The sequence below is a fragment of the Mesorhizobium sp. CA12 genome (assembly GCF_020165255.1).
Lineage (GTDB): Bacteria > Pseudomonadota > Alphaproteobacteria > Rhizobiales > Rhizobiaceae > Mesorhizobium.
This window is the reverse complement of sequence record NZ_JAIUHT010000006.1, coordinates 205232-224796: the sequence shown is the minus strand read 5'-3', so window position 1 is coordinate 224796 and position 19565 is coordinate 205232. Positions and strand designations below refer to the sequence as shown.

Sequence of the window (19565 nt, the reverse complement as noted above, 5' to 3'; positions counted from 1 at the left end):
GAGCAATAACTTCGACGACAAATCTCGCACCTCACGCAACGTGCAGGACACCACTACTGAAGGCGGAGGTTCCCCGAATGCGACTTCATTGGTGAGCTCGATATGCACAACCTAACCTCGGCCAAATATTTGGCTAGGATGCAACTTCGCTAAGGCCTTTGCAACCCGATCGCGCCTGGGGACGGCTTTTGTTGGGGGCATCAGCTCGCGGCCTAGCTGGTTCGCCCCATAAAGAAACCCAGCGGCGGCAGTGACAAATCGTCTTCGCCGGTGACCACACTGGTCGTTTCGAAGTCGATTGGCTCAACCGCTCCGAGATCAGACGGCAGCGTCCAGCTCGCCGGTTCACCGGCGAAGTTGAAGACGCATAACAACTTCTCGTCTTGATGATGGCGGATGAAGGCCAGCACATCGCCCTCGGCCTCGAGAAAACGGATGGAGCCCGCGATCAGCGCCGGATGATGCTTGCGCAGGGCAAGGATCGATCGATAGGCCGCGAGCACGGAACCGCCCTCGCCATCCTGGATGTCGACCGCCCGGGTGCGATGCGCCTGCGGCACCGGCAGCCAGGGCTCGGCCGTCGAGAAACCGGCATTCTCGGCCTCCGCTTCCCAGACCATCGGCGTGCGGCAGCCGTCCCTGCCCTTCACGCCCGGCCAGAAGCGGATGCCGACGGGATCGCGCAGATCCTCATAGGCGAGTTCCGCCTCCTCAAGGCCCAGTTCCTCGCCCTGGTAGAGGCAGATCGAGCCGCGCAGGCAGGCAAGCAGCGCGATCGAGAATTTGGCCACCGCGTCGGGGCTCTCGCCGGGCCGTGTCCAGCGGCTGACATGGCGCACCACGTCATGGTTGGAGAAGGCCCAGCAGACCCAGCCGTCCGGGGCGGTCGTCTCGAACGCCTCGACGCAGCCGCGCACATGGGCGGCGGAAAATTGCGGGCTGAGCAGGTCGAACGTGTAGCACATCTGCAATTTGTCGCCGCCGGAGACATAGGCGGCGAGCGTCTGCAGGGAACGCTCCTCGTCACCCACCTCGCCGACCGCAGCGCGGTCTGGATATTCGTCGAGCAGCGCGCGGAAACGTTTCAAGAAGTCGAGGTTTTCGGGCCGCGTCTTGTCGAAAAGATGCTCCTGGAAGGCGTAGGTGCTGGTGGCGCCATTGGTGCCGGCGACGCTCGCGGCCAAGGGCGGGTTGTCGCGCAGCCAGCGGTCGTGGACATAGTAGTTGACGGTGTCCAGCCGGAAGCCGTCGACGCCGCGCTCCAGCCAGAAGCGCACGGTGTCCAAAAGCGCGTCCTGAACGTCCGGATTGTGGAAGTTCAGATCCGGCTGAGCGGCGAGGAAATTGTGCATGTAGTATTGCCGGCGGGTGGCGTCCCATTCCCAGGCCGGCCCGCCGAACAGCGATTGCCAGTTGTTGGGCGCGCTGCCATCCGGCCTGGCGTCAGCCCAGACGTACCAGTCCGCCTTGGCATTGTCGCGGCTGGCGCGGCTCTCGACGAACCATTCATGCTTGTCGGAAGAATGCGAGATCACCTGGTCGATGATGAGTTTCAGGCCGAGCCGGTGAGCCTCGACAACCAGCGCGTCGAAATCTTCCAATGTGCCGAACATCGGATCGACGTCGCGATAGTCGGATACATCGTAGCCCATGTCGGCCATCGGCGACTTGAAGAAGGGCGAGAGCCAGACAGCATCGACGCCGAGCGACGCGATGTGGGCGAGCCGCGCGGTGATGCCCTTGAGGTCGCCGCTGCCGTTGCCGGTCGTGTCCTGGAAGGAGCGTGGATAGACCTGATAGATGACGCAGCCGCGCCACCATTCGCTCCCCTGCCCGGAATTTTCGGCAGCCATCACAAGCCCTTCCCGTTGCGCGATTGAGCGGCACGCCGCTCGATCATGAAATTGACGCTGCGGCCGGGCAGCGGCCGCGCAAGATCGACCGGCTGCGCCTCGATCGCCGGGCGCCACTCGTAGCCGTCCCGGACCGGCAAGGTGAAGACGCATTGGCGGCGGTCGCCATTGATCATGACGGCAAGGCGACTGCCTCCGCTATCGCCGAGCATCATGACGAGGCGATGTCGATCGGGATCGTTCCACTCCGTCTCGTCGAGCGGCGCGCCCGTCTCCGTCAGCCACTCGACATCCGGAATGGCCGAAGCATCAGCCGGCTTTCCGGTCAGGAAATGCGTGTCCGACAGCGCGGGAAAGGCACGACGCATCGCAGAGAGCGATGAGGCATATCGCTCCAACGCCTGATCGCGGCCGGCCCAGTCGAGCCAGGTGATGGCGTTGTCCTGCGCATAGGCGTTGTTGTTGCCTTTTTGCGTGCGGCCGAACTCGTCGCCGGCGGTCAGCATGATGGTGCCGCGCGAGGCGAAAAGCGTCGCCAGCAGCGCGCGCTGGTCATCGAAGCGCGCCTTGGCAATCGCCGCGTCGTCCGTCTCGCCCTCGGCGCCGTTGTTCCATGACAAATTGTCGTTGTGGCCGTCGTGATTGTGCTCGCCGTTGGCGTCGTTGTGCTTGCGCTCATAGGCGACGATGTCGGCCAGCGTCATGCCGTCATGTGCAGCGATGAAATTGACCGCACGGCTCGCCGGTTGGCCTTCCCTGCCGAAGACGTCGGAGGAACCTGCAAGCCGGGTGGCCAAGGCGCCGATCGCGCCGGTCTCGCCGCGCCAGAAGCGCCTGGCATCGTCGCGATAACGGTCATTCCATTCCAGATATGGCGGCCGGAAATTGCCGAGCTGGTAGCCGCTCGGACCGATATCCCAAGGCTCGGCGATCAGCACGCGGTCGCAGAGCACGGGATCGCCGGCAATGGCCCGAAGCAGCGGCGCTTCCGGATCGAAGGCGCCGTCGACGCGGCCGAGCACCGGCGCCAGATCGAAGCGGAAGCCGTCGACGCCGGCGAAGCGGACGAAGTGACGGAGCGTGTCGAGCACCATCTCGCGCACAACCGGATGGTCGCAGGCGACGGTGTTGCCGGTGCCGGTGTCGTTGACCAGCCTGCCGTCCGGCTGGTGCCGGTAGTAGCCTATCGCATCCAGTCCGCGCAGCGACAAAGTCGGCCCGAGCCGGTCGCTTTCGCCGGTGTGGTTGAAGACGAGGTCGAGGATGGTGCCGATGCCGGCCTTGCGCAGCACGGCGGCGGTGTCGCGCAGTTCCTTGAGACCGCCGGGCGCGAGGCGCGGATCGAGCGCCATGAAGGTGACGGGATTGTAGCCCCAGGCGTTGCTCAGCCCCAATGGCGGCAGATGCCGCTCGTCGATCGACGCGGTGACCGGCATCAATTCGACGGCCGACACACCAAGACGCTTCAGGTGCTCGACGACTGCCGGATGGGCGAGCGCCGCGATGGTGCCGCGCTGGGTTTCCGGCACGTCCGGATGCAGCTTGGTGAAGGAGCGGACGTTGAGCTCGTAGATCAGCCCGCCAGGCCGGAACAGCGGCGGCTGGGGCGGCACCGGTTTGGGCAGCGAACGCGCAATCGCCTTCGGCATCAGCGGAGCGGTGTCGGCGCCTTCGTTGCGTTTGGCGGCAAGCCGCCAATGATAATGGTATGGACGATCGACCTCGATGGCATAGGGGTCGGTGAGAAGCTTGTTCGGGTCGAACCACAGGCCGCGCTCCGGCGCATAGTCGCCGTCGGCGCGGAAGCCGTAACGCGCGCCGTCGCCAAGGCCGGAGACAAGGAGCGCGTGCACGCCACCCCCTTCCGGGTTGAGCTCCAGCCGGTCGATCTCGCGCGCACCGCTGTCGTCGAAAAGCGAGACCCACAGGCGTCTCGCGGATGAGGACCAGGCGGCGAAGCGGATGCCTTCGGGGGTGATGGTGGCGCCGAAGGTCATGCGAGCGCCTCCCCTTCTCCCCCTGTGGGAGAAGGTGGATCGGCGCGCAGCGCCGAGACGGATGAGGGGTGTTGGAAGAAATGAGGCGCCGGCGATGCGAGCGCCGGTTTGCGCCAAGCTGGAGCACCCCTCATCCGTCGCCTTCGGCGACACCTTCTCCCACAAGGGGAGAAGGGGGAGTCGCGCCACGCCACCCTCAAGTAATCACGCTCGGCTTGTTGCGGCCGGTGTGGCTCTTGATGCCGGCGATGTCGTCGGCGGCGGCGATCAAATCGGCGAGCGCTTCTTGCGTGTCGAGGTCGTGCCTTGCCTTGTCCGGCTCGTAGCGCTCGATATAGACGCGCAGCGTCGCCCCTGACGTGCCGGTGCCGGAGAGGCGAAGCACGACGCGCGAGCCGCCCTCGAACAGGATCCGGATGCCCTGATGCTCGCTCACCGAGCCGTCGACCGGATCGCGATAGGCAAAATCGTCGGCCTTGGCAATCTTCAGGCCGCGCACGGTCGTGCCGGGCAGCGAGCCCAGCTTGGCACGCAATTCGTCGACCAGCGCATTGGCGCGATCGCTCTCGACCTCCTCGTAGTCGTGGCGCGAATAATAGTTGCGCCCGTAGGTCTCCCAATGCTTGGTGACGATGTCCTTGCAGCTCTCGCCGCGCGCAGCGAGGATGTTGAGCCACAGAAGCACGGCCCACAGCCCATCCTTCTCGCGCACATGGTTGGAGCCGGTGCCGGCGCTTTCCTCGCCGCAAATGGTCGCCATGCCGGCATCGAGCAGGTTGCCGAAGAACTTCCAGCCGGTCGGCGTCTCGTAGATGCCGATGCCGAGCTTTTCGGCGACGCGGTCGGCGGCGCCGCTGGTCGGCATCGAGCGGGCAATGCCTTTCAGACCGTCCTTGTAGCCCGGCGCCAGTTTGGCATTGGCGGCAAGCATCGCCACCGAGTCCGACGGCGTGACGAAGATGCCTCTGCCGATGATCAGGTTGCGGTCGCCGTCGCCGTCGGAAGCCGCGCCGAAATCCGGCGCGTCGGGCCCCATCATCTCGTCATAGAGGTGCTTTGCGTGCACCAGGTTCGGGTCCGGGTGGTGGCCGCCGAAATCGGGCAGCGGCTTGAAGTTGCGGCAGGTGCCGTCCGGCGCGCCGAGCCGGCGTTCGAGGATCTCCTTGGCATAGGGGCCGGTTACCGCATGCATGGCGTCGAAGCGCATGCGGAAGCCCGACTTGAAGAGCTTCCTCAGCGCGTTGAAGTCGAACAGGCTTTCCATCAGTTCGGCATAGTCCTTGACCGGGTCGCAGATCTCGACCGTCATGTCGCCGGCCTTGACGGTGCCGATGGTGTCGATGTCGATGGCGCCGATATCGGCGATCTTGAAGCTCTTGAGCTGCTTCGACTTGGCAAAGATCGCGTCGGTGATCTTTTCCGGCGCCGGGCCGCCATTGCCGGCATTGTACTTGATGCCGAAATCCTCGTGCGGGCCGCCCGGATTGTGGCTGGCCGACAGGATGATGCCGCCGAAGGTCTTGTATTTGCGGATGATGTTGGAGGCGGCCGGCGTCGACAGAATCCCGCCCTGCCCGACCATCACCTTGCCGAAGCCGTTGCCGGCGGCGATGGCGATCGCCTTCTGGATGACCTCGCGATTGTAGAAGCGGCCGTCGCCGCCGATCACCAGCGTCTTGCCCCGAAAACCGTCCAGCGCATCGAAGATCGACTGGATGAAGTTCTCGGCGTAGTGCTCCTGCTGGAACACCGGCACCTTTTTCCGCAGGCCGGAGGTGCCTGGCTTCTGGTCGGTATAGGGTTTGGTGGGGACGGTTTTGATCATGCCTCAGGCAGCCCTTTTTGAAAGCAGCAAGCGATAGAGTTCGACGTATTTTTCGGCGCTCTTGTCCCAGGAGACATCGGCCTTCATGCCCTGGCGCTGGATCGAGGCCCAGGTCGCGGGCCGCGCATGCTGCTCGACCAGCCGCTGGATGGCGTGGAGCATCGCGCCGCCATTGTTGGGCGCGAACTGGAAGCCGGTGGCGACGCCGGCCGACAAGGCGGCCTCGTTGGCGTCGATGATGGTGTCGGCCAGACCGCCTGTCCTGGCGACGACCGGCACGCAGCCATAGCGCAGGCCATAGAGCTGGGTGAGGCCGCAGGGCTCGAAGCGGGACGGAATGATGATGGCGTCGCAACCGCCCTGCATGATGTGCGAAAGGTCTTCGTCGTAACCAACGACGACGCCGACGCGGCCGCGATGCCGGGCGGCGGCGGCAAGCAGCGTGCCTTCGAGGCCGGCGTCGCCTGAGCCGAGGATCGCCAGCCGCGCGCCGGCGGCGACGATGCCGTCGACGACCGCGGCCAGGATGTCCATGCCCTTCTGCCAGGTCAGCCGGCTGATGACGCAGACGATCGGGCTGCCATCCGCTTCCAGACCGAAGCGCTCTTCGACCGCCTTGCGGTTCTTGCCGCGGGCCGCAAGCGTCTCGGCCGAATAATTGGCGACCAGATGCTTGTCGGTCTGCGGGTTCCAGATGTCGACGTCGATGCCGTTGACGATGCCGTAGAGATCGGTGGAGCGCATGTTGATCAGCCCGTCGAGACCCATGCCGAATTCGGGCAAGCGGATTTCCTGCGCATAGGTCGGGCTGACCGTGGTGATGGCCCAGGCGGCTTGCAGGCCGGCCTTGAGAAAGCCGACGCCGCCATAATATTCGACGCCGTCGAGCTGCATGGCCACGCTCGGCAAGCCGAGCTCGCCGAAGATGCCGGCGCCGAACTGGCCCTGGAAGGCGAGGTTGTGCACGGTGATCAGGGACGGCACGCCGACCGCCTTGCCGTAGCGCATATAGGCAAGCGTCATCGCCGACTGCCAGTCATGGGCATGAACGATGTCGGGCTGGTAACCGGAGATCGCGCCGCCGGCAATGTCGCCGCCGGCCTGGCTGAGCGCGGCGAAGCGGCGCCAGTTGTCCGGCCAGTCGGCGCCCGCGGCGGTGCCGTAAGGGCCGCCCTGGCGATCGAAGAGATGCGGCGCGTCCAAAACGAAGAGATCGAGATCGCCGATCTTGACGGCATGGATGGAAGCCTTAGCACCCTGCAGCAGCGGATATTGGTAGACCGCCTTCTTCTTGGCGAAGGCCGCCATCACCACGGGGTAGCCGGGAACCAGCGTGCGCATTGCAACACCCTTGCCGGCCAGCGCGATCGGCAAGGCGCCGGCGACGTCGGCAAGCCCGCCGGTCTTGATCAGCGGGAAGATTTCGGGCGTGACCGACAGAACCTGCATGCGCTCCACATTCCGATCTCAAGATGACAGGTCAAAGTGACAACCTGTTGATCCAGTCGTCAGCCTGCTGATCGACCTCGTCAACCTGCTGATCAACCTTGCCAGGTTGACAGCCGATCAACCTCATCAGGCCGACAGGCTGCTGATCGACCCTACGGGGTCGACAACTTGTTGATCATGTCCTGCGTGATCAGGCAGATGCCCTTCTCCGATACGCGAAAACGCTTGGCGTCGAGCGCCGGGTCCTCACCCACCACCAGTCCTTCCGGGATGTGGACGCCGTGATCGATGACGACGCGCTTGAGGCTCGCGTTGCGGCCGACCTGGACGTCGGGCAGCATCACCACTTCCTCGAGCTTGGAATAGGAATTGATGCGCGCGCCGGTGAAGATCAGGCTGCGGCGCAGCGAGGCGCCGGAAACGATGCAGTCGCCGGAGACAAGCGAGGAGATCGCCTCGCCGCGGCGGCCGTCCTCGTCATGCACGAACTTTGCCGGCGGCTTTAATTCGGCATAGGTCCAGATCGGCCAGTCGCGGTCGTAAAGATCGAGCTCAGGCGTGATGTCGGTGAGGTCGATATTGGCTTCCCAATAGGCGTCCACCGTTCCGACGTCGCGCCAATAGGGTTCGGCCTCGTGCGAGGAACGCACGCAGGATTTTGCGAAGCGGTGGGCGATCGCCTTGCCGTGCTGGACGATGTAAGGGATGATGTCCTTGCCGAAGTCCCGGCTGGAGCCGGGCTCGGCGGCGTCGCGGCGCAGCTGCTCCATCAGGAACTTGGTCTTGAAGACATAGATGCCCATCGAGGCCAAAGCGAATTCCGGCTTGTCTGGAATGCCGGGCGGATCGGCCGGCTTTTCGACGAAAGCGATGATGTTGTCCTTCTTGTCGACATGCATGACGCCGAAGCCGGTCGCCTCCATGCGCGGCACTTCCAGGCAGCCGACGGTGACGTCGGCGCCGGCGTCGACATGCTGGCGCAGCATCAGCTCGTAATCCATCTTGTAGATGTGGTCGCCGGCGAGGATGACCATGTATTCGGGGCCGTAGGCCTCGATGATGTCGATGTTCTGGTAGACGGCGTCGGCCGTGCCTTCATACCACTGCGTTTCCGAGACGCGCTGCGATGCAGGCAGGATGTCGAAGCTTTCGTTTCGCTCGGGCCGCAGAAAGTTCCAGCCGCGCTGCAGGTGGCGGATCAGCGAGTGCGCCTTGTACTGGGTGGCGACGCCGAGGCGGCGGATGCCGGAGTTGAGCGCATTGGAGAGGGCGAAATCGATGATGCGCGTTTTGCCGCCGAAATAGACCGCCGGCTTGGCGCGCCGGTCGGTCAGCTCCCTGAGGCGGCTGCCGCGGCCGCCGGCCAACACATAGGCCATGGCATCGCGTGCCAGCGGCTGGGTTCTTCTGATCTCTGCCATTCTGTTACCCTCCCAAACAAGCTGCCCGGACTGTTGCAAGAGCAGGATGAGACATCATCTGCTTCAATCCGTGACGAATTCCAGCATGATCGTCGACAGCGGCGGCAAAAGCATCGTCGCCGATACGCCGCCTCCTTCCCCGCTTGCCTCGACCATGCCGCTATTGCCCATGCCGGAGCCGCCATAGACCTCGGCGTCGGTATTCATGATCTCGCGCCATTTTCCCGCCTTCGGCAGCGGCACGCGATAGTTCTCGCGCGGCACCGGCGTGAAATTGGAGATGACAGCTATCGAATTGCCGTCCGGCGCGCTGCGCAGCCAAGCGAAGACCGAATTGTCGCGGTCGTCGACGATCAGCCAGGAGAAGCCCTCCGGCTCGCAGTCGCGCGCATGCAGCGCCGGACGCGAACGATAGAGGTAGTTCAAATCCCGGACCGTCTGCCAGACGCCGCGGTGCGGCGCGAATTCCAGCAGGTCCCAGTCGAGCGCGCGTTCCTCGCTCCACTCGCGCCGCTGGGCGAATTCCTGGCCCATGAACAAGAGCTTCTTGCCGGGATAGCCCCACATGAAGGCGTAATAGGCGCGCAGCGTGGCGAACTTCTGCCAGTCGTCGCCTGCCATCTTGTGGAGCAGCGTGCCTTTGCCGTGCACGACCTCGTCATGCGAAAGCGGCAGCACGAAATTTTCCGAGAAGGCGTAGACCAGGCCGAAGGTGATGTCGTTGTGATGGTGCTTGCGGAAGATCGGCTCCTTGGAGAGATACTCCAGCGTGTCGTGCATGAAGCCCATGTTCCATTTGAAGCCGAAGCCGAGGCCGCCTTCATGCACGGGACGCGACACTTTCGGCCATGAGGTCGATTCCTCGGCGATCGTCATCACGCCGGGGTGGTGGCCGTAGACCTCCTTGTTCATCTTCTGCAGGAAGCTGACGGCCTGCAGGTTCTCGCGCCCGCCCTTCTCGTTGGGGATCCACTCGCCGGCCTTGCGCGAATAATCGAGGTAGAGCATCGAGGCGACCGCGTCGACGCGCAAGCCGTCGACATGGTATTTCTCGGCCCAGAACAGCGCGTTGTTGACCAGGAATGACACTACCTCGCGGCGGCCGAAATTGTAGATGGCCGTGTTCCAGTCGGGATGGAAGCCCTGGCGCGGGTCGGCATGCTCGTAGAGCGCCGTGCCGTCGAATTTCACCAGCCCGTGCTCGTCGACCGGGAAATGCGCCGGCACCCAGTCGAGGATGACGCCAATGCCGGCGCGATGCGCGCCATCGACGAAACGGGCGAAGCCGTCGGGGTCGCCGAAGCGGGCTGTCGGCGCATAAAGCCCGGTGGTCTGGTAGCCCCAGGATGGGTCATAGGGGTGCTCCGAGATCGGCAGGAACTCGATGTGGGTGAAGCCAGTGTCGACCACGTAGGGGATCAGCCGCGCGGCGAGTTCGTCCCAGGAGAGGAACGTGCCGTCGTCGCGGCGCTGCCAGGAGCCGGCATGGACCTCGTAGATCGAGATCGCCTCGCGCCGGGGATCGGCTTTCTGCCAATAATTGCGATGCGCCTCGTCGCCCCATTGATGCGCTATGGGCGGCGCCGTCACCGACGCGGTCGCCGGGCGCAATTCCGATTCGAAGGCGAACGGGTCGGCCTTCAGCGGCAGGCGCACGCCGTCGGGCCCGATGATCTCGAACTTGTAGGGCTTGCCCGCGCCGATATCGGGAATGAATAGCTCCCAGATGCCCGTGTCCTTGCGGTCGCGCATCGTGTGTCGGCGGCCGTCCCATTCGTTGAAGGCGCCGACCACGGAGACGCGCTGCGCATTGGGCGCCCAGACTGCGAAATGGACACCGGTGGCGCCCTCATGATCGACGATGTGGGCGCCGAGCTTGTCGAACAGCCGTAAGTGCGAACCCTCGGCCATGTAATAGTCGTCCATCGGACCGAGCACCGGGCCGAAGGAATAGGGATCAGTCAGCCACCAATCGCCGCCGGCATTCCTAGCGTGATAGCGCAGCGGCTGGCGCTTGCGGATCGAGACCTTGCCCTCGAAGAAGCCGGCATCGTCGCTGCGGGAAAGCTCGCCGACCTCCTTGCCGGTCAGCGTGTAGGCGGTGACGAATTCGGCATTGGGCACGAAGCAGCGGGCAATGAAGCCCTTGCCGGCTTCATGCACGCCCAGGACCGCGAAAGGATCGCCGTGCGTTCCGGCGACAATCGCCGCGACATCGCCGGCTGGCGCCAGTCCGTCCGGCCCGCTTGTCGCAGCGGTCGCGCGCGGCTTCCTCATCAAACGGTCGCCCTCCCCGGGCACCTTGTTCTGGCACATGCCTCGCTCCGGCATGCGCCGTTCTTTGTCTTGGTGCATGTCGTGGTCCCAAAACCGCTACGCACTTTTGGGCGACATGCATCTGGCCACATTCTTTGTGGCTCATGCAATCATATCAAACGGGCACGTTCCAGATGTCTTTCGCATATTGGCGGATTGTGCGATCGGACGAGAACCAGCCGACGCGGGCGACGTTGCGGATGGCGCGCGCGTACCAGTCGGGGCTGTTGCGCCACACGGCGTCGACCTCGCGCTGGCAGGCGGCATAGGAATCGAAGTCGGCCGCCACCATGAACCAGTCGCTTTGGTAGAGCCCGTTCATCAGGTCGCGATAGCGGTCGGGATCGTCGGGTGAGAAGACGCCGGAGGAAATGGCCGATACCGCCTGCGACAGCTCGGACGAGGTCTCGATCACGCCGCGCGGATTGTAGCCATTGTTGCGCCGTTCGGCGACCTCCGCGGTGGTGAGGCCGAAGATGAAGATGTTGTCGTCGCCGACATGTTCCTTGATCTCGACATTGGCGCCGTCGAGCGTGCCGATGGTCAAGGCGCCGTTCAGAGCGAACTTCATGTTGCCGGTGCCCGAAGCTTCCATGCCGGCGGTCGAAATCTGCTCCGAGAGATCGGCGGCCGGCATCAGCACCTCGGCCAGGCTGACATTGTAGTTCGGCACGAACACCACCTTCAGCAGGCCGCGCACCGACGGATCGCCATTGATGACCTTCGCGACGTCGTTGGCCAGCTTGATGATCAGCTTGGCGTTGTGATAGCTGGGCGCCGCCTTGCCGCCGAAGATCTTGACGCGCGGCATCCAGTCCCGTTCCGGATGCGAGCGGATCTGATCGTACAGCGCGATCGCTTCCAGTATGTTGAGCAGCTGGCGCTTGTATTCGTGGATGCGCTTGACCTGGATGTCGAACAGCGCCGACGGATCGATCCTGATGCCGAGCCGGTCGGCGACGAGATTGGCGAGCCGCGCCTTGTTCTGCCGCTTCACACCGGCGAATTTCTCACGGAAAGCCGCGTCATCGGCCAGCGGATCGAGATCCTTGATTGCCTCGATGTCGTCCATGAAGCGGTCGCCGATCGCCTCGCGGGCAAGCGAGGTCAGGCCGGGATTGCACTGGATCAGCCAGCGCCTGGGCGTGATGCCGTTGGTCTTGTTGTTGATGCGATCGGGATAGAGCTTGTGGAGATCGGCGAACACCGTCTCCTTCATCAGCTCGGTGTGCAGCGCCGAGACGCCGTTGGTCGAATGCGAGCCGACAAAGGCCAGATTGCCCATGCGCACGCGGCGGTCGCCATTTTCCTGGATCAGCGAGATGCGGGCGATCTGATCGCCCGAGAACTGGTTGGTGGCGCGGGCCTCGAGCAGCACCTGCGCATTAATGGCGTAGACGATCTGCATGTGGCGCGGCAGCAGACGCTCGAACAGCGGCACCGGCCAGCTTTCAAGCGCCTCGGGCAGCAGCGTGTGGTTGGTGTAGCCGAAGGTGCGCTTGGTGATGTCCCAGGCCTGGTCGAAGTCCATGCCGTGGACGTCCATCAGGAGCCGCATCAGCTCCGGCACGGCGACCGCGGGATGGGTGTCGTTCAAGTGGATCGCCGCCTTGTCGGGCAACGATTTCAGGTCGCCATACTGGCTCAAATGCCGCTGCACGATGTCCTGCAGCGAGGCGGTGGAGAAGAAATATTCCTGCCGCAGCCTCAGCTCCTGGCCGGCCCTGTGGGAATCGGCAGGATAAAGCACGCGCGACAGCGCGTCGGCCTTGTTGCTCTCGGCCAGCGCGCCGATGTGGTCGCCCGCATTGAACTTGTCGAGCAGGATCGGGTCGATCGGCATGCCGGACCAGAGTCTCAGCGTGTTGACGCGCCTGGCGCGCCAGCCGGCCACCGGCGTGTCGTAGGCGACGGCCAACACATGCTCGGTCGGCTTCCAGACGTGGCGTTCGAGCCGGCCGTCCTTCGAGGTGATCGATTCCACCGAGCCGCCGAAGCCGACCTCGAAGGAACGCTCGCGCCGTTCGAACTCCCAGGGATTGCCGTGATCGAGCCAGGTCTCCGGCAATTCGACCTGCCAGCCGCCGTGGATTTCCTGGCGGAACATGCCGTTGGCGTAGCGGATGCCGTAGCCATGGGCGGGGATGTCGACGGTCGCCATGCTTTCCATGAAGCAGGCGGCAAGACGGCCAAGGCCGCCATTGCCTAGTGCTGCGTCCGGCTCGAGCCCCGCGATCAGGTCGAGGTCGACGCCGAGCGAGGACAGCGCCTCGCGCATGTTCTCCATCAGGCCGAGATTGGAGAAGGCGTCGCGCATCAGGCGCCCGATCAGGAATTCGAGCGAAAGGTAATAGACGCGCTTTTCCTGCTGGTCGTAAGCCTCCTTGGTCGCCTGCATCCATTGATCGACGATGCGGTCGCGCACCACCTTGATCGAAGCGGTCAGCCAGTCATAGGGCGTGGCGACGGTTGTGTCCTTGCCGACCCGGTATTTGAGCGACATCAAGACTTCTTCGGCGAGCGTCTTGGGGTCGGGATTGTCGAGAACAGGGACTTCGATCGTCATGGCGGATGTCATGCTGCCTCTCGTTCAACTGGCCTGATCATAGCGGCTTTCACCGTTCCTCCCAGCCCATCTTAGTGCGTTGCAGCATAGGTTCAATCGATTTACTCAACCGACCCATCAGCCCGCCTGCGGCAACAGGGACATGTCGTGGGGATCAAGCCGCCAGCGCGTCCTCCGGCGGCTTCTTGGCGCCGGTCATCAGCGCCACCGCATCCGACATGGAAATCTGCTTAGGATCGACGACGCAGAGACGCCTTCCAAGCCGGTGGATGTGGATGCGGTCCGCCACCTCGAAGACATGCGGCATGTTGTGCGAGATCAAAACGATCGGCAGGCCGCGCTTCTTGACGTCCAGGATCAGCTCAAGCACGCGGCGGCTTTCCTTCACGCCAAGGGCGGCCGTCGGCTCGTCCATGATCACCACTTTCGAGCCGAAGGCGGCAGCACGCGCCACCGCCACGCCCTGGCGCTGGCCGCCCGAAAGCGTCTCCACCGCCTGGCTGATGTTCTGGATGGTCATCAGGCCGAGCTCCGTGAGCTTGTCGCGAGCACGCTTCTCCATCGCCGGACGGTCGAGCATGCGCAGCCAACTGCCAAGCGGACCTGGCTTGCGGATCTCGCGGCCGAGAAACATGTTGTCGGCGATCGACAGCGCCGGCGACAGGGCGAGGTTCTGGTAGACGGTTTCGATGCCGGCTTCCCGGGCCTCCATCGGCGACTTGAAGGCAACTGGCTTGCCCTCAAGCCGGATTTCGCCTTCGTCGGGCACCGCCGCGCCGGAGATCGCCTTGATCAGCGATGATTTGCCCGCGCCGTTGTCGCCGATGACTGCGAGGATTTCGCCCGGATAGAGGTCGAAATCGGCATTGTCGAGGGCGGTAACGCGGCCATAGCGCTTGATCAGGCCGCGCGCTGTGAGAATGGGCTCCTGGGTCATGACTATGCCGAAACCTTTCTGATCCATTGATCGATCGCCACGGCGCCGATGATCAGCACGCCGGTGAGCAGCACCTTCCATTGCGGATCGGCGCCCAGCATGTTGAGGCCCATCGAGACGACGCCGACGATCATGGCGCCGAACAGCGTGCCGAGGATCGAGCCGCGCCCGCCGAACAGCGAGATGCCGCCGATCACCGTCGCGGTGATGGCCTGCAGATTGTAGTCGGTGACAGCGGCCGACGGCGAGACCGAGCCGTTGCGGCCGATCGAGACCCAAGCCGCGAAAGCGGCGATCAGCCCGGCAAGGGCATAGACCATCATCAGCACTTTCTTGGTCTGAATGCCCGACAGTTTCGCAGCTTCTTGATCGTCGCCGACGGCGTAGACATGGCGGCCCCATGCGGTGTGGTTGAGGACATACCACAGCAGGATCACCAGCAGGACCATGGCAATGACGCCAAGCGTCAGCACGGCAGAGCCGACCCTGAAGCTCACCGCGAACAGATGCAGCAGCGGCGCCTGGACGTCGACGTCGGTGTCGCGGATCGTCTCATTGGCCGAATAGATGAAATTCGTGGCCATGACGATGTTCCAGGTGCCGAGCGTGACGATGAAGGGCGGCAGCTTCATGTAGGCGACCAGGAGGCCATTGAGCAGTCCGCAGGCGCCGCCGGCGGCAAGCCCAATCGCCACGGCGAGAATGGCCGGCATGCCATAGGTCACCGCGCAATTGCCCATGATCACCGCCGAAATCACCATGATGACGCCGATCGAGAGATCGATGCCAGCGGTCAGAATGACCAATGTCTGCGCGGCACCGAGAATGCCGACGATGGCGATCTGCTGCAGGATCAGCGTCAGCGTGTAGGACGAAAAGAAACGTCCGCCGATGGCGATGCCGAAGATGATGACCGACAGAACCAGCACGATCAGCGGCACCGCCGCCGGCGTGGAATGCAGGAAGTGCTGGGCGCGCTTGACGGCCGATTTGTGCTCGTCGAAGGCGGCGACGCTGGTGTCGCTTCCCGTAAGTACTTTCTCGAATTCCTGTATCTGAGACATATGTCCTCCCGTCTGCATACGGCCTCTCATTGCCGCACACGCCGTCGACGCCTATTCCGGTCTTGTCGCCAGGATTGTCGCGCTTTGACGAAAGCGCATCGTCCACCCGATGCGGCCGGGGATCAAGCCCCCAGCCGCACGGTTCGTGGACCTCTCAGAGCATCAGCCCCAGCACTTGGCCAGGCCTTCCTTGGTGTCGATCGACTTGACGCCATTGGCCGGCTTGTCGGTGACAAGGTTGACGCCGGTGTCGAAGAAGTTCTTGCCTTCGGTCGGCTTGGGCTTGGAGCCGTCCTTGGCGAAGGCGGCGATCGCCTCGATGCCGAGCGCCGCCATCTGCAGCGGATATTGCTGCGAGGTGGCGCCGATGACGCCTTCGGTGACCGACTTCACGCCCGGGCAGCCACCGTCGACCGAGACGATCAGCACCTGCTTCTCGAGGCCGACGGCCTTGAGCGCCTGATAGGCGCCGACAGCGGCCGGCTCGTTGATGGTGTGGATGACGTTGATGGTGTTGTCCTTCTGCAGAAGGTTCTCCATCGCCTTGCGGCCGCCCTCTTCGTTGCCGTTCGTCACGTCATGGCCGACGATGCGCGGATCGGTTTCGTCTCCGATCTTGTTGGGGTCCTTCACGTCGATGCCGTAGCCCATCATGAAGCCCTGGTCGCGCAGGACGTCGACGGTCGGCTGCGAGGGGGTCAGGTCGAGGAAGCCGATCTTGGCGTCCTTGGCCTTGTCGCCAAGCGTAGCGGCGGCCCAGGCGCCGATCAGCTTGCCGGCTTCGAGATTGTCCGTTGCGAAAGTGGCGTCGGCGGCGTCGATCGGATCGAGCGGCGTGTCGAGAGCGATCACCAGCAGGCCGGCGTCACGCGCCTTCTTCACCGTCGGCACGATGCCCTTGGTATCGGAAGCCGTGATCAGGATACCCTTGGCGCCGTCGGCGATGCAGCTTTCGATCGCCGCGACCTGGCTCTCGCTGTCGCCGTCGATCTTGCCGGCATAGGTCTTGAGGTCAACGCCGAGTTCCTTGGCCTTGGCGGTCGCACCCTCCTTCATCTTGACGAAGAAGGGATTGGTGTCGGTCTTGGTGATCAGGCAGGCGCCGACGCCCGCGGCCGACGCGGACGAGGCAAATGCGAGCAGGCCCAGCCCGGCCGCCGCGAATACGGTGGATTTCAGCAGCGATTTCTTGGTCACGATTTCCTCCCAGTGGAACCATTCCGGACGCCAGCCAACCCGGCGCCTCAAACGCATCCAACCATTTCTCCCAGCGTGGACGCCAGATCAAAAGACACCAGTCCGCAACGGCTGTCAATAATTAAATCACTCTTATTTATTATTGACAGCCTTGCGCTGTTCACCCATTCTGAACGAAAAGCATCGAGGGGAAACAGACGGGAGGAAACAGGGTGGAGACCGGCATTGCGAGGCACGGTTCGCCCGAGGCTTTGGAGAGCCGGCTGCACCGCGGCACCAACCAGAGCGGCATGCGCGACCACAATGAGCGGCTCGTGCTGTCCCTGGTGCGCCAGCATGGCAGCCTGGCCAAATCCGACATTGCGCGCATGACCGGGCTGTCGGCCCAGACGGTGTCGGTGATCATGCGCGAGCTCGAGGAAGACAAGCTGCTTGTGCGCCAGGCGCCGCTGCGCGGCAAGATCGGCCAGCCTTCGATTCCGATGGCGCTCAATCCGGAAGGCGCTTTTTTCATCGGCCTCAAGATCGGCAGGCGCTCGGCCGAGCTCGTGCTGATCGACTTCCTCGGCAATGTGCGCGCCATGCTGCAGCATTCCTACCGCTATCCCGCACCGCGCGAGACTGTCGAATTCGTCACCGCCGGCATCAAGACGATGCGCGGCGAACTGACGCCGGCGCAGGACAAGCGCATTGCCGGGCTCGGCATCGCCATGCCGTTCGAGCTATGGAACTGGGCAGATACCGCCGGCGCGCCGCGCGAGATCATGGACGAATGGCGCCATCGCGACATCCGCGCCGACATCCAGGGGCAGTGCGAGTTCCCGGTTTACCTGCAGAACGACGCGACTTCGGCTTGCGGCGCGGAGCTCGTCTTCGGACGAGCGGGCGCAGCGCGCGATTTCGTCTATTTCTATATCGGCGCCTTCGCCGGCGGCGGCATCGTGCTCAATGGCCGCCTCTACAGCGGGCCGAACGGCAACGCCGGCGCACTGGGCTCGATGCCGGTGCCCGGACCGGACGGCAAGCCGACGCAGCTCATCGACGTCGCCTCGATCGCGATGCTGGAAAAGGCGCTCTCCGCCAAGGGCATCGACGGCTCCTATCTGTGGACCTCGCCGCAGGAATGGGGCGAGATCGGCGCCGATCTCGACGAGTGGATCGCCAGCGCCTCGCGGGCGCTGGCCTATGCCATTGTCGCTGCCTCGTCGGTCATCGATTTCGAAGCGGCGGTTATCGACGGCTGGATGCCGCTCGATGTGCGGCGCCGGCTGGTCGATGCCGTTACGGAAGCGATCGCCCGTGTCGATGCCGAAGGACTGAAACTGCCTGTCGTGCGCGAGGGAACGGTCGGCATTCACGCACGCGCCATGGGCGGCGCCAGCCTGCCGCTCTCCGAGCGCTTCCTGATCGGGCCTCACACGTCCGGAGGCGCCTGACATGCTGATCGGCATCCCGTCGCTGCTCGGGCCCCAGTTCCTGGCGACGCTCAGGGCAATGGGCCATGGCGACGAGATCGCGATCGTCGACGGCAATTATCCGGCCGAGGAACAGGCACGGCGGCTGATTCGCGCCGACGGCCACCACGTCATAGCCGTCCTCGACGCCGTGCTTAGTGTGCTGCCGGTGGACGAGGCTGTGCCGGAGGCATTGTTTCGTGCCTCGGTGAAGGGCGACCCGGCGCTGGCCGACGCCGTGCATCATGAGATGGAATCGGTTTGCGCCAGGCGTGCGCCGGGCCACAAGGTGGTTGCTCTGGCCGGGCCCGACTTCTATGCACGCGTCAAGGCGGCGCACGCCATCGTTGCGACCAGCGAACCCAGGCTCTTTGCCAACATCATCATTCGCAAGGGCGTGATCCATCCGCCGGAGACCAAGACGACATGATCCTTTGCTGTGGCGAAGCCCTGATCGACATGCTGCCGCGCACCACGACGCAAGGCGAAGCGGCCTTCGCGCCCTATGTCGGCGGCGCGGTGTTCAACTCGGCGATCGCGCTCGGCCGGCTCGGCGCTCCGGCCGGCTTCTTCTCCGGCCTCTCCTCCGACCTGTTCGGCGGCCAGTTCCGCGAGGCGCTCGGCGCAAGCAAGGTGAGCTCCACCTATGCGCACACCTCGCCGCGTCCGACGACACTCGCCTTCGTGCGGCTCACCAACGGCCAGGCGACCTACACCTTTTATGACGAGAACACCGCCGGGCGCATGCTGACCATCGAGGACCTGCCGAAGCTCGGGCCCGAGATCGAGGCGATGCTGTTCGGCGCCATCAGCCTGATCTCCGAGCCGGCGGGATCGGCCTATGAGGAATTCATGCGGCGCGAGCACCGGAGTCGGGTGATGATGCTCGACCCCAACATCCGGCCGAATTTCATCCCCGACAAGGCGAAGCATCTGAGGCGTATCCGCGAGATGATGGCGATGGCCGACATCGTTAAACTGTCCGACGAGGATCTCAAATGGTTCGATGAGGCCGGCTCGCATGAGGATGTGGTGCGCAACTGGCTGGAGCGCGGGCCGAAGCTGATCGTCGTCACCCATGGCAGCGAAGGCGCCGTCGGCTACAGCAAGGCGCACAAGGTCACCGTCATGCCGCAGAAAGTGAAGGTCATCGACACGGTCGGCGCAGGCGACACCTTCAACGCCGGCATTCTGGCCTCCCTGCACGAGCAGGGCCTGCTCACCAAAGCGGCGATCGGCGACCTGCCGGAAGATGCGATCCGGCAGGCGCTGGAGCTCGGCGCCAAGGCGGCGGCGGTGACGGTTTCGCGGGCCGGCGCCAACCCGCCCTGGCGGCACGAAATCGCCTGATCCAGGGTGGGAGCGGACGCGAATCCGCCCTTCGCGGCCGATCACTTTATGTTTCCCACCGGCGGAACGACGCGACAAGAGGGGCCGGAAAACGCCTCTCAAAGCTCGGATTTCCGGGTTTTTCAGGGATTGCGCC

The 19565-nt window shown here is 64.2% G+C and carries 13 protein-coding genes; 3 read left to right on the top strand and 10 right to left on the bottom strand.

What is annotated here, in order from left to right; all coding sequences use genetic code 11:
- Positions 1 to 212 precede the first annotated feature (212 nt).
- The 10 genes from LB520_RS12910 to LB520_RS12865 form a co-directional block, all read right to left on the bottom strand.
- Positions 213 to 1853 (bottom strand): alpha-glucosidase family protein, encoded by a 1641-nt coding sequence (locus tag LB520_RS12910; protein ID WP_224637745.1) that lies wholly within the window; start codon positions 1851 to 1853, stop codon positions 213 to 215.
- Positions 1853 to 3850, bottom strand: a complete 1998-nt coding sequence (gene glgX / locus LB520_RS12905) for a glycogen debranching protein GlgX (RefSeq protein ID WP_224637744.1) — start codon at positions 3848 to 3850, stop codon at positions 1853 to 1855. Before glgX ends, LB520_RS12910 begins: the two co-directional genes overlap by 1 nt.
- Positions 3851 to 4046: 196 nt before the next feature.
- Complete coding sequence (locus LB520_RS12900) at positions 4047 to 5675, bottom strand: alpha-D-glucose phosphate-specific phosphoglucomutase (RefSeq protein ID WP_140845715.1); 1629 nt, start codon at positions 5673 to 5675, stop codon at positions 4047 to 4049.
- Positions 5676 to 5678: 3 nt separating this feature from the next.
- The gene (glgA, locus tag LB520_RS12895; protein WP_224637743.1) at positions 5679 to 7124 is read right to left on the bottom strand and encodes a glycogen synthase GlgA; all 1446 of its coding nucleotides are present in this window, start codon (positions 7122 to 7124) and stop codon (positions 5679 to 5681) included.
- 152 nt (positions 7125 to 7276) lie between these two features.
- Positions 7277 to 8545, bottom strand: coding sequence for a glucose-1-phosphate adenylyltransferase (gene glgC / locus LB520_RS12890; protein ID WP_140635175.1), 1269 nt, complete (start codon positions 8543 to 8545; stop codon positions 7277 to 7279).
- 63 nt (positions 8546 to 8608) lie between these two features.
- Positions 8609 to 10822, bottom strand: a complete 2214-nt coding sequence (gene glgB, locus LB520_RS12885) for a 1,4-alpha-glucan branching protein GlgB (protein ID WP_224637807.1) — start codon at positions 10820 to 10822, stop codon at positions 8609 to 8611.
- Between the two features lie 154 nt (positions 10823 to 10976).
- Positions 10977 to 13439 carry a glycogen/starch/alpha-glucan phosphorylase gene (locus LB520_RS12880; RefSeq protein WP_224637742.1) on the bottom strand — a complete coding sequence of 821 codons (2463 nt, stop codon included), beginning with the start codon at positions 13437 to 13439 and terminating at the stop codon, positions 10977 to 10979.
- A gap of 142 nt (positions 13440 to 13581) precedes the next feature.
- Entirely contained in the window at positions 13582 to 14364 is a 783-nt protein-coding gene (locus LB520_RS12875) for an ATP-binding cassette domain-containing protein (protein ID WP_176477005.1), read from the bottom strand.
- 2 nt (positions 14365 to 14366) lie between these two features.
- The gene (locus LB520_RS12870) at positions 14367 to 15428 is read right to left on the bottom strand and encodes an ABC transporter permease (RefSeq protein WP_095766830.1); all 1062 of its coding nucleotides are present in this window, start codon (positions 15426 to 15428) and stop codon (positions 14367 to 14369) included.
- 162 nt (positions 15429 to 15590) lie between these two features.
- A complete protein-coding gene (locus LB520_RS12865; protein WP_224637741.1) occupies positions 15591 to 16625 on the bottom strand; it encodes a sugar ABC transporter substrate-binding protein in 1035 nt (344 codons plus the stop codon).
- A 212-nt stretch (positions 16626 to 16837) separates the two neighbouring features.
- On the opposite strand from LB520_RS12865, the gene LB520_RS12860 reads away from it, so the two are divergent.
- Genes LB520_RS12860 through LB520_RS12850 form a run of 3 tightly spaced genes read left to right on the top strand, consistent with a single transcriptional unit; the run spans position 16838 to position 19429 of the window.
- On the top strand, positions 16838 to 18061 hold the full coding sequence (locus LB520_RS12860; RefSeq protein ID WP_140845712.1) for an ROK family transcriptional regulator: 1224 nt from the start codon (positions 16838 to 16840) through the stop codon (positions 18059 to 18061).
- 1 nt (position 18062) lies between these two features.
- Positions 18063 to 18509: an RbsD/FucU family protein gene (locus LB520_RS12855; RefSeq protein ID WP_095766828.1), complete on the top strand. Its 447-nt coding sequence runs from the start codon at positions 18063 to 18065 to the stop codon at positions 18507 to 18509.
- A complete protein-coding gene (locus tag LB520_RS12850) occupies positions 18506 to 19429 on the top strand; it encodes a carbohydrate kinase family protein (protein ID WP_095766827.1) in 924 nt (307 codons plus the stop codon). Before LB520_RS12855 ends, LB520_RS12850 begins: the two co-directional genes overlap by 4 nt.
- The last annotated feature ends 136 nt before the right edge of the window (positions 19430 to 19565 follow it).

What these genes read in the sequence shown, in the direction of transcription:
- LB520_RS12910 (WP_224637745.1), bottom strand. Translation starts at nt 1,853, where the DNA reads ATGGCTGCCGAAAATTCCGGGCAGGGGAGCGAATGGTGGCGCGGCTGC.
- glgX (WP_224637744.1), bottom strand. Translation starts at nt 3,850, where the DNA reads ATGACCTTCGGCGCCACCATCACCCCCGAAGGCATCCGCTTCGCCGCC.
- LB520_RS12900 (WP_140845715.1), bottom strand. Translation starts at nt 5,675, where the DNA reads ATGATCAAAACCGTCCCCACCAAACCCTATACCGACCAGAAGCCAGGC.
- glgA (WP_224637743.1), bottom strand. Translation starts at nt 7,124, where the DNA reads ATGCAGGTTCTGTCGGTCACGCCCGAAATCTTCCCGCTGATCAAGACC.
- glgC (WP_140635175.1), bottom strand. Translation starts at nt 8,545, where the DNA reads ATGGCAGAGATCAGAAGAACCCAGCCGCTGGCACGCGATGCCATGGCC.
- glgB (WP_224637807.1), bottom strand. Translation starts at nt 10,822, where the DNA reads ATGAGGAAGCCGCGCGCGACCGCTGCGACAAGCGGGCCGGACGGACTG.
- LB520_RS12880 (WP_224637742.1), bottom strand. Translation starts at nt 13,439, where the DNA reads ATGACATCCGCCATGACGATCGAAGTCCCTGTTCTCGACAATCCCGAC.
- LB520_RS12875 (WP_176477005.1), bottom strand. Translation starts at nt 14,364, where the DNA reads ATGACCCAGGAGCCCATTCTCACAGCGCGCGGCCTGATCAAGCGCTAT.
- LB520_RS12870 (WP_095766830.1), bottom strand. Translation starts at nt 15,428, where the DNA reads ATGTCTCAGATACAGGAATTCGAGAAAGTACTTACGGGAAGCGACACC.
- LB520_RS12855 (WP_095766828.1), top strand. Translation starts at nt 18,063, where the DNA reads ATGCTGATCGGCATCCCGTCGCTGCTCGGGCCCCAGTTCCTGGCGACG.
- LB520_RS12850 (WP_095766827.1), top strand. Translation starts at nt 18,506, where the DNA reads ATGATCCTTTGCTGTGGCGAAGCCCTGATCGACATGCTGCCGCGCACC.